Origin of the sequence: Deinococcus hopiensis KR-140 (genome assembly GCF_900176165.1) — a bacterium.
Lineage (GTDB): Bacteria > Deinococcota > Deinococci > Deinococcales > Deinococcaceae > Deinococcus > Deinococcus hopiensis.
In genome coordinates this window covers 205527-215207 of sequence record NZ_FWWU01000010.1, presented here as the reverse complement: position 1 = coordinate 215207, position 9681 = coordinate 205527, and the positions used below count along the sequence as shown (strand labels likewise).

Here is a 9681-nt window from a genome sequence, read left to right as displayed (position 1 = left end):
CCGCCAAAACCATGCCGAAGGTCACGTGTTCGCGCACCCGGTCCAACTCCTGAAAAGCCAACGCCCATTTGGTCTGTGGCTGCTGGTGTTCCACTGGAACACCAGCAGCTTGAAGACGCACCGGATCACTGGTCCACTCCTGCGGGAGGAAGAGTCGTAGGGCCAGGGAAGGTCAGGGAGACCAGACACTGACAGGACGTGATCTTGCCCACCTGTCCTGAATATTGACGGGCCACGCCCACAGACTTCGTTCCAAACTTGGTCAGGCAGATATCGTCAATGATCAGGACAGCGTCTTTGCCTCCAAGCATCTGCTGGGCCCGCTCAGCCAGCAGCGTTTCGAGGGGATGAGTCGTCCAGGGACTGTCGGTGATGAAGTGCTGAACGTGGTCTTCTTTCCCAGGAGCGACCACGGCAGTCAGAGGATGCATGCTTTTCCGCGACGCAGCGCTGCACAATCCTCGGACGTACAACGGTGCCCAAGTCCGTTGTGCTGTGTGGCGAAAGTGCGTTAGAAAGGGCGCAAACCAAGTGGGAAAGTGTCGGACCCAGGGCGACATAGCACCTGGCATAGCTGGAGGCCAGCATCGGTCATGCTGGCCTCCCTGGTCCTACTCTGGATTTCCCCGAAGTACAGCTAAGGTTGAGTGAAAATATAAAGTAACTGCTCACCAGGATGCTGGGCGACGTAGTGAGTAATTATGACATGAGCAACTTGCCTGCCGCTCTATGCTGACGCCAACTGCGCGAGTACGGTCTACCGAACGATAAAGAGAGCGAGAACGGGCCATAGATAGGCAAGGGCGAGTGGAATGGGCATTCCAAGAAGTCCCCATGCTACTCCACGCATCACACCCCAGAATAACGACCCCAGAAAAAAGGCCAGAAGTGCCGTTCCGGTCCACAGGATGAAAGCATAGGAGATGCCTGGGCTCCCATCTTCTTGCAACCACATGCAGTTAAAGAACGCCATCAGGAGGAGAACCATGCCCCCAGTGCCCAGAAGTTGTCTCCGTTGTCCCCGACTCAACCCGCCGTTGAGGCCCAGGGCCAACCAGAGGAGGTAGAGCCCAAAAGGGGTGAGGACTTCCCAGGCCATGACGGCAACATACGTTCCACCCACGCAGGTGGGAACGCCATGACAAATCCCCCTCTCCGCGCTGGCTTCGGCCGCTGGGGGGAGGGATAGTCAGGGCGGCGACACCATGGTCACCGTCCTTGGGTCTGTCCTCTACACGCGAGTTTGGTTCTGCCGCCCCACGAGCCATAAGCTGCCAAACACCAGCAGCGCTACGATGAAGCCCACCGCTACCGCCACCTGCACAAAACGCACCGTCTTCAGCTGAAGAGGATAGATGTTCTGCGCTTTCAAATACGTGTCACTCACGTACCGGGCTCCCTCAGCCGTGCGGCCCTCCAAAAAAGCACCTGGATCGTGGATGACCATCTGCTGCGGCGAGCCGATCAGCGTACCTGGCCCACTGTTCCCAAACAGGGTATTGGAGGTTACACTCACCGGGGCAACCAACTGCACCAGCTGCGCTCCACGGCCAAACCACCAGCCGACCAGGAGCGTGGCCAGCAGTGCCAATAGGCAGAGCAGCGCCAGCATTCCCAGAAAACGGTGAAAACGGACGAGCATCTGGAGATCAGCTGCCGCTGCTGGCAACGAACTTCAGGTTGATGGTCAGGGTGTCGTTGACCTGGCCGCCGATCCTGCTATTTTTGACCCCGTACTCACTCAATTTCACCGGGAAGCTGGTGGTGACGGCCAGCACGTCTCCCTTCAGGCCTGCCGCCGCAGTAGCGCTGCCCGCTGGGGTCAGCTTGACGGTGGCAGTGCTGGTGACGTTCTTGGTCACGCCATTCATCGTGAGGGTACCGGTCACCGTGTATTTATTACCGCTGATAGGTTTTACAGCGCTGGTTTTGAAGGTAACGGTGGGGGTCTTGACAAAGTTCAGCCAGTCAGCGCTCTTCATATGGGTGTCGCGCATACCGTTGCCCGTGGTGATGCTCGCTCCATCTACGCTCACCGTGCCGCTGCCACTTTTCGTCACGGCGTCGTAACGGAGCGTACCGCTCACTTGACTGGTGCGGCCCGTGAAGTTCTCGACGCTCGTTTGGCTCTCGACCGTCATCAGGTTGAGCTGGGTGGCTCTGGTGACGACGGTGTAGGTCACGGGGGTGGCGCCGGCGACAGGCAGGGCAAGCAAGCCAATTGGGATAAACCGCTTCATAACGTCCTCCAGAAGATGTGCAACTGAGCAGAAGAAGACGGTCAGGCGGGTGCCCGTGGGGTCTCCTTCGCCTCACAGTAGATAGGCTGGCTGTGCAGACCCTGTGCAGTGCAGTGCGGGGCGCACAGGGTCCGCACAGCCACGCGTGCTATGCCAGGTAATGTGAGCCTGCCCCTCTCCCTCCCCCGCCTGCTGATCGTCGAAGACGACCCAGGCATCCGGGATTACCTGCAGATGGGGCTGCGCTACGAAGGCTTCGAGGTGAGTACGGCGCCCACCGCAGGGGAAGGTCTCAGCCGCTACGCCGAAGAAGGCGCGGACCTCATTATTCTGGACGTGATGCTGCCCGGTCCCGACGGGTTTGCCTTCCTCCGCGACTTGCGCAGCCGGACCCCAGTCCCCGTGCTTATGCTTACGGCGCGCGACAGTGTAGAAGACCGCATCCGGGGGTTGGAGGGCGGCGCCGACGACTACCTCGTGAAGCCCTTTGCTTTCGGGGAGTTGGTGGCCCGCATCCGTACCGTACTGCGCCGCGCCCGCCCCGACATCGTGGAGCTGGCACGCTACGCCGACCTGGAACTCAACGCAGCCACCCGTGAAGCGTTCCGCGCTGGACGGCGGCTGGACCTACGCCCCACCACTTTCGATCTTCTGCTCTTTTTAACCCGTCACAGTGAACGCGTGCTCCCCAAGCAGATCATCCTGGACGCGGTGTGGGGTCAGGGCTTCTTAGGAAGCGATAATGTCGTTGAACTCTACGTGGGGTACGCGCGCCGAGCGCTGGGTGATCCGCCACTGCTGCATACGTTACGCGGTGCGGGTTACCTGTTGCAGGAGCGGCAGTGACTTTACATCGGTTGAGGCGTGCCCTGCTGAGACTGCCGCTGGAGCTGCGGCTCTTCTTGGCGCTGCTCACCACGATTCTGATCGTGACCACCAGCATGTACGGCCTGGTGCTGCTGCAAGCCCGCAATTATGCTGAAGATCAACTGAGGCAAACGCTGCAGCAGGAACTGACGCACCTGGGTCCACCAGGCAGTCCGTTGGGCCACCGTCTGCGGGCCGCTGCACAGCTGGGGGGCGGCTGGGGCGTATGGGTGACGCCGGGCGAGCCGCCTCAATTCACTGATGGTCTACAGCACCCTGGGCCGCCCCCAGCCGCGGTGGAACGGGCGCGCCAGGGGCTCCCGGCGGAGTACCGTACCCCGCACGCGCTGGTGCGGCTGCGTGCGGTACCGGGCGGTGTGGTGGGCTTGTCGGCCGATCTCGATAGCATCTCAGACTTCGTGCTGCGTTTGTGTCGGCTGAACCTGCTGATCGCAGCCGTACTGGTGACGCTGGCTTGCAGCGTTGGTGTGATCCTGATCCGGCTGGGGCTGCGCCCCCTGCGCCGCATCACCGCTCAGGCCAGGGGGCTTTCGGCCAGCCGACTGCACCAGCGCCTCGCCGTGCCGGAGAGCCATGACGACGTGCGGGCACTTGCGCAGAGCCTGAACGGGATGCTGGACCGGTTGGATCAATCGTTCAGTGATTTGCAAGCGGAGGAGGCGCGCACCCGTGCTTTCGCGGCCGACGCCTCTCATGAGCTGCGAACACCCCTTACAGCGTTGAGCGGTTACCTGGAAGTCCTTGCCCGCGCCCCGGAGAACCAGCAGATGCGGCTGGAACTGCTGCTCTCCGCGCGGCGTGAAGCGGACCGAGCGGGCCGACTGGTGGAGGACCTCTTGACCCTGACCCGCCTGGATTCCGGTGAGACGTTTCGCCCAGAACCGCTGGAAGTGCGTGGCTGGCTGGTTCAACTGGTCGGGCGGGTACAACCCATCATGCCGGAGCACCGGGTGGTGATCGAGGTGCAGGGCCTGACGCAGCTCTGGGTGCACGCCGATCCGTTGCGACTCGAGCAGGCGCTCTGGAACCTTTTGAGAAACGCGGCCCGACATGCGCCGCACGGCTCCACCATCTCGGTGCAAGCGGTACAACAACTCGATGCGGTGACCTTTGAAGTGCAGGATGAGGGGCCGGGCTTTACCTCAGAGGGACTGCAGCGCGGTTTTGAGCGTTTCTACCGCGCCCAGCGCGACCCGATTGGGGCAGGACTGGGGCTTGCCATTGTTCAGAGCATCGCTCAGGCGCACGGCGGCTCGGCAGGGTTGGGAAATCGGCCGAACGGTGGGGCTTGGGTGCGCTTCACAGCCCCAGCATGGCCTCGTAGGAGCCGGTTGTCCAGCGGACAGTAGTGGGGGGGTTGGACTGACCGGTTATAGGCTGGGACATTCTCGCAGAGTGCAGCTGGAGGACTTGGCGGCGCATGCACAGCGTGTCCGGCCTCCCTAAGCCCCAGGCACTCTGACAGCAGCGAAGTATTCTCCGCGCCCCTGTCGGGAAGCGGGCGAGATCACACCGGTGACTCGGCGGAATTCCCCAAGGTCCATCCGATACGTCATCTGGCCCTCTTCAGCGGAGGGCCAGATCTGGTACACGTAAGGCGAATGCTTCATCACCCTTTTGCCAGCACCCACGTTACTGTTGAGCCCGTCACTTCAGACAACTGGAGAGCAGTCGTAGCGCTTCAGGTCAAAGCTGACCAGCGGGACTTTGTAAACCCACCCGTGTTCAACCTTGTTCTTTGCCGGTATAGCCCCATTGGCTGGTCACCGCTGGCAGTTCGGGCCGAGGGGCAAATCATTGGTTTTCTGATGTGGGCCATTGACCCTGAGGATGACAGTTGCTGGCTGGGTGGTGTGATGGTCGATGGCACCTTCCAGGGCCGTGGGTACGGCAAACAAGCCGTGGAGGCGGCTCTCGCAGCGATTGGGCAACAGCATGGACACCGCCGCTTCGCCTTGTCGTATCACCCGAGCAACACGGTGGCGCGCAGTTTGTACCTGGGGTTGGGATTCCAGGAGACAGGAGAAATGGAAGACGAAGAAGTGGTGGCCCGGTGGACAACAATGCAGTCGTCCATGTGAAGGTTGAATGCTGCACTCTAAAGTACGTTTGAAGACTCTGTCTCCTGGCGAGGAAAATCAGGGGAAGTCTACACTGGGACAGTACTTTCTTGTTTTAAATCTCGACATATGGGTTTCTTGCTCAATCTGAGAGCGTGCCGCCCACTGATACCCCTATTTAGCTCTAAAGACGCCAGGGAACGTTTTGCTGCCATGTCGTTTCGGCTCGAGAGCAGCCCGGTTTTCTTGCTGACGGATTTTTTCAGGCGCGCTTTGGCTGTAACTCGGGTAATTATTCGGCACGTAAGCAGACCGCATTCTGAATAATTACCTTGAAATTTAAGATGTGCAACCAATACACAAAATTTTACCAGAATTAATAGTATGCATATCCCACCTTTGTATGTAAGTGGCTAGCGGGAGAAGAAAGGGTCATATGGCGACGCCCCAGGCGGCCCCTCGAAGATTGGCTTTGGAAGTGTGATGTCGGTGTGGGAGGTCGTGGTATTTGAGCTTGCGCCACTGTCTCTCCATCGGGTTGAGTTCTGGGCTGTAGGGCGGAAGATAAGCGACGACCAGGCCCTGTTCTTTCCACCGCTGTCGATGTTGTCCCACCTCGGCACTGGTGTGAATGCTCGCTTGGTCCATCAGGAGCACCGTGGGGTAGGCCGCGCCCGGCCCGCTGGGCCAGAATATCCACAAAAGCGACGGTATCGGCAGCTTTGGTGTTGCCTTGGATCTCACGGTAGAGGACTTTGCCACTGGCAAAGTCCACACAGCCCATGAGGTTCAGACGCGCCGTAATACCGCGAGCCTTGCTCGTGGGCACTTCCATCGGACAGCCGATAGGCCGCCAAGTGTAGGTATGGGGTTGGGTCAGCCAGAGTGCGGCTTCACCGAGAAAGAGCAAGCGGTTCAGGTCGTTCAGCGCCCCTTTTTTACCGCCTCGAGGTCGTCTCGGAACGCTGCTTTCTGTTCGGGGTCCACTTGCCCAGCGACGACATATCGGGTCCGTTGCCAGCTCATCCCTGCTGCACGCCATTGGTCGCGCAAGGCGGTTCGACCGATGGTGACATCATACTTCTGGGCGATGTACTCGGCCAGGGTTCGTGAGTTCCAAGTCCGCTCGCCGCTCGCCAGTTGTGCCCGTATATCCGCCAGAATCCCTGGGGTCAAGCGGCTTTGTTGCCCTGGCTGGACGCGCTCTTTGAGCGCGTCCAGACCCCCTTGCTGGTAGAGCCGGCTTACACTGAGCAGGCCAAGGTCTTCGATCTGGAGCGCCGAGAGGCCCTGGTGGGCGTGCCATAGGGCGAGATACCTTTTCCGTTCGCAGGGCAACGAGGTCGAAGCCCACATCAAGCGCCGGAGCACTGTCACATCTTCAGGTCAGAGGGGGCAAGACGTCTGATGTCCCATTCTCCTCCCGCTCGCTACTTAGTCATGCTTGTATGTTGGATTCGGGACTGAGACTCGGCAGATCGCTTTCGTGCGAGGTCGAAAAGACCGTTACTCAGCTTTGATCGCCGGGTCACACCCGTTCCGCCTTCGACGCCGAACAATTGCTTGAACCCTGGAGTTCGCATGAGCAAGCCTGGCGATGGCCGGAACCTGTCCCACCTGACCGTGATGGAGGTGGATGCGTATGCCAGAACAGATGTTTGTCGGCATTGATGTCTCGAAAGCCCGCCTGGATGTGGCCGTGCTCCCCAGCGGTGAAATCTTCGCCGTAGAGAATACCGCTGCTGGACTCACCGAACTCCTGATTCGCCTTTCTGAAGTTCAGCCCCACCTGGTCGTCCTCGAAGCGACCGGCGGCCTGGAACAGGCTGCGATGTTGGCCCTGCATGATGCTGGATTGGCCGTGACGGTCTTGAATCCACGGCAGGTCCGTCATTTCTGTCGCGCGTTGGGCAAGCATGCGAAAACAGACCGAATGGATGCCGTGCTTTTGGCCAAGTTCGCTCAGACGCTGCAACCCCAAGCCCAAGTCCCCGGAGATGCCCCGCAACGTGCGCTTGAGGCGTTGCTCGCCCGTCGTCGTCAGATGGTCGATCTCCTGACCATGGAGCGCAACCGACTGCACAGCAGTCGGGATTCATATGTACAGCGTGATGTCCAAGAGGTCATCCAGTATCTCGAAGGGCGCCGAGAACAGCTGGATCAGGCTCTCCAGGAGGCCATTCTGAACAGTCCGAAGTTCCAGGGGACATACGCGCTGTTGACTTCAACCCCGGGGGTCGGTCCGGTCGTGGCCCTGACGTTGCTCGCCCAACTCCCGGAGTTGGGCTCGCTCTCGAGGCAGAAAGTTGCCAACCTGGTTGGGGTCGCCCCTCTGAACTGGGACAGTGGCAAATCAAGAGGTCACCGCTGTATCTGGGGTGGACGCGCTGAGGTGCGCCAAGTGCTGTATATGGCGGCTGTGACCGCTGTACGTTGGAATCCAACCTTGAAGACAGTGTTTAATCATTTGATTCAGAAGGGCAAACCGAAGAAGGTCGCGTTGGTCGCATGTATGCGCAAATTGCTCGTCTACCTCAATGCCATGGTGCGTGATCAGACCCCGTGGCATGCTCCATCCGCTGCCTAACCCATGCCTCCATGACCGCTTGCCTCCTTCTCAACCGAGGGGGTGGGCGTGCGTTGTACCGGCACGTTTTGTGTGTCGGTGCAACCACCGCTCATCCCCTCGGCCCTTACTCCCTTGACGACCAACACAATTGCTGAGTAGTTACCTCTTTTTGACTCATGCTCCAGGTGTATTCGTGCCCCTCGCCAACCGCGCGTTCTTGAAGGACGCACCTGAGCAAAGGCTGACTCGCTGGAGCTCTAAGCGGAGTGCGGCAGAAGCCGGCATCGACTGAGCAGGTGGGCCGCACGAGTGAAGAACTCTCGCTCGGCTTCATTCCATGCTCCGTATGTTGCTGATCTGCGCACCTCGAGGAGAAGCACACTTCCATCACTAAGGGGTATGGCCTCTGCACCGACCACTTCCTCCCCTGTGTCCTTTTCTGATTCCACCTGACTCCAGTGCTCGCCGATGAGTTCTGCTCCGCTGTTCTGAGGAGCGCGGGCGTTGTACACCACCGTCACCTCCATCTGATTCAGGTGGCTCACCTGGCAGGAGGAGGCGTGCAGGAACGCCAGGCACCGCTCACCTGTAATTGCTACAGCGTCCTTAAGAGAAGTCGCGGCCAGGAGGTGTTCAGAGAGTTGCAGAAGCAGGGGTAATGCTGAGGAGACTGCCGAAGCGCTTTGAATCGAGGTGGATTGCAGTGCGAGTTTTGGACAAGGCAGATTGCTCCCCATATGGCGGGGACAAATGTGGCCCCGCTGTTTGATGCCCTCGGCGAGTTCCTCTGTTTCCCGCATTGGGCTGTCACCCAAATCGTGCTGCAGGAAGCGTTTGAACTGACGGTAGTGCGCGACAGCTCCGTAGGAATCCCCCGTCGCGGCCATACAGCACATGAGGTCACGGTGCAATTGCTCATCAAGAAAGGGGTCAACTCGCAGCGCCTCTTTCAGCTGAGTGATGGCAGGGGTGCACTCCGCACTGTCGCAATGCAGGGCGGTGAGTTCGAGCAGGACTTGCACGTACTGTTGCCGGAAGTGTTCGCGCGTGTGGTCCGTCCAGCTGTGATGCATGTCCGGCAGGAAATCACCCCGGTATTGCGCAGCGGCATGCTGAAGCGCCGCCTTCTTGAGTGCGGGCTGGGCAGTGATCCGCGCACGGTGAACGCTGGTTAGAAAGGTTCCCAGGTCCGATTTGGAGACGATATCCGGATGCAAGTGGTATCGACCGTCGTGTTCCTGAATAACGGTGAGCCCCTTGAACAGGCTTTTGAGTCGGTGTAAGGTGACGCGGAGTCGGTTGAGAGCTGCGGCGTCTTCGTCCGCACCCCACACGTCTTGGATGATCTGCTGTCTTGTACGGCCTTCAGGAGCGCAGAGGAGATAGTAGAAGAGGTCATGGACTTGTCCGTCGGAAGTCAGCAGACGGGCACCATGACGTTGCACGTATCCGTGCCCGGTGCCGAGGGTAGAAATAGAGAGGGTAGCCGTCACGTTCGCCTCCTCAAGCGTAGGCGTACTCTCTCATCTTAATACTTTCTAAATTCTTTCATCATATCTAAAGGTCCTGAATGAGGAATATTAAAGCTTGATGGCGAGCTCGGAGGGCCCTGAACTGTGTGCCTGGGCACAACGAGGGCACCAAAAGTAGAGATCATCGGGGAATAGGTCACGGTTTTGGCTGGGAGTCGTGTGGAACGCAAAAAAGGTGCGATCGACAGGCGAGCCATGGTCCATCCTCGCTCCCTCCACCCGAAAGGCAAACCCAACGCGGATGTCTGCGTCGGGGAGCTAAAGAACGCCCCGAAGGCATGGAATGAGTGCTGAAAACAGGAGCGTAGTGGGCAGAATTTCCTCGCCCCGATTATCCACCTGGAGCATTTGTCCGAGTAGAGACGTGAGGGGCGCCCTTTCACTCACGTCTC

The 9681-nt window shown here is 59.5% G+C and carries 9 protein-coding genes and 1 pseudogene; 4 read left to right on the top strand and 6 right to left on the bottom strand.

All coding sequences use genetic code 11. The annotated features are described in order from the left end of the window. The 3 genes and pseudogenes from B9A95_RS29650 to B9A95_RS29635 form a co-directional block, all read right to left on the bottom strand. Window positions 1–572, bottom strand: a pseudogene (locus B9A95_RS29650) (IS701 family transposase); the annotation flags it as partial. A 659-nt stretch (window positions 573–1231) separates the two neighbouring features. Beyond that, window positions 1232–1642 carry a hypothetical protein gene (locus B9A95_RS29640; RefSeq protein WP_084051202.1) on the bottom strand — a complete coding sequence of 137 codons (411 nt, stop codon included), beginning with the start codon at window positions 1640–1642 and terminating at the stop codon, window positions 1232–1234. Between the two features lie 7 nt (window positions 1643–1649). Continuing rightward, window positions 1650–2240, bottom strand: coding sequence for a YceI family protein (locus tag B9A95_RS29635; protein ID WP_084051201.1), 591 nt, complete (start codon window positions 2238–2240; stop codon window positions 1650–1652). Between the two features lie 162 nt (window positions 2241–2402). Here B9A95_RS29635 and B9A95_RS29630 point away from each other — a divergent pair, with 162 nt between their 5' ends. From B9A95_RS29630 to B9A95_RS29620, 3 genes are all read left to right on the top strand, one after another. Next, the gene (locus B9A95_RS29630) at window positions 2403–3086 is read left to right on the top strand and encodes a response regulator transcription factor (protein WP_245808582.1); all 684 of its coding nucleotides are present in this window, start codon (window positions 2403–2405) and stop codon (window positions 3084–3086) included. Further along, the gene (locus tag B9A95_RS29625; RefSeq protein ID WP_245808581.1) at window positions 3083–4477 is read left to right on the top strand and encodes a sensor histidine kinase; all 1395 of its coding nucleotides are present in this window, start codon (window positions 3083–3085) and stop codon (window positions 4475–4477) included. Before B9A95_RS29630 ends, B9A95_RS29625 begins: the two co-directional genes overlap by 4 nt. Before the next feature lie 252 nt (window positions 4478–4729). Continuing rightward, window positions 4730–5209: a GNAT family N-acetyltransferase gene (locus tag B9A95_RS29620; RefSeq protein WP_084051199.1), complete on the top strand. Its 480-nt coding sequence runs from the start codon at window positions 4730–4732 to the stop codon at window positions 5207–5209. Between the two features lie 411 nt (window positions 5210–5620). Here the strand turns inward: B9A95_RS29620 and B9A95_RS29615 are convergent, their stop codons facing one another. Beyond that, a complete protein-coding gene (locus tag B9A95_RS29615) occupies window positions 5621–5890 on the bottom strand; it encodes a transposase (RefSeq protein WP_084051198.1) in 270 nt (89 codons plus the stop codon). A gap of 222 nt (window positions 5891–6112) precedes the next feature. Further along, entirely contained in the window at window positions 6113–6565 is a 453-nt protein-coding gene (locus tag B9A95_RS29610; protein ID WP_084051197.1) for a winged helix-turn-helix domain-containing protein, read from the bottom strand. Between the two features lie 265 nt (window positions 6566–6830). Between B9A95_RS29610 and B9A95_RS29605 the strand changes: the two genes are divergently transcribed. Continuing rightward, on the top strand, window positions 6831–7775 hold the full coding sequence (locus tag B9A95_RS29605; RefSeq protein ID WP_245808580.1) for an IS110 family RNA-guided transposase: 945 nt from the start codon (window positions 6831–6833) through the stop codon (window positions 7773–7775). Window positions 7776–8014: 239 nt separating this feature from the next. On the opposite strand, the gene B9A95_RS29600 is transcribed toward B9A95_RS29605, so the two are convergent. After that, complete coding sequence (locus B9A95_RS29600; RefSeq protein WP_084051195.1) at window positions 8015–9250, bottom strand: AfsR/SARP family transcriptional regulator; 1236 nt, start codon at window positions 9248–9250, stop codon at window positions 8015–8017. Between the last annotated feature and the right edge of the window lie 431 nt (window positions 9251–9681).

Coding starts and splice junctions, on each gene's coding strand:
- B9A95_RS29605 (WP_245808580.1), top strand. CDS start 6,831: ATGCCAGAACAGATGTTTGTCGGCATTGATGTCTCGAAAGCCCGCCTG.
- B9A95_RS29620 (WP_084051199.1), top strand. CDS start 4,730: ATGCTTCATCACCCTTTTGCCAGCACCCACGTTACTGTTGAGCCCGTC.
- B9A95_RS29640 (WP_084051202.1), bottom strand. CDS start 1,642: ATGCTCGTCCGTTTTCACCGTTTTCTGGGAATGCTGGCGCTGCTCTGC.
- B9A95_RS29635 (WP_084051201.1), bottom strand. CDS start 2,240: ATGAAGCGGTTTATCCCAATTGGCTTGCTTGCCCTGCCTGTCGCCGGC.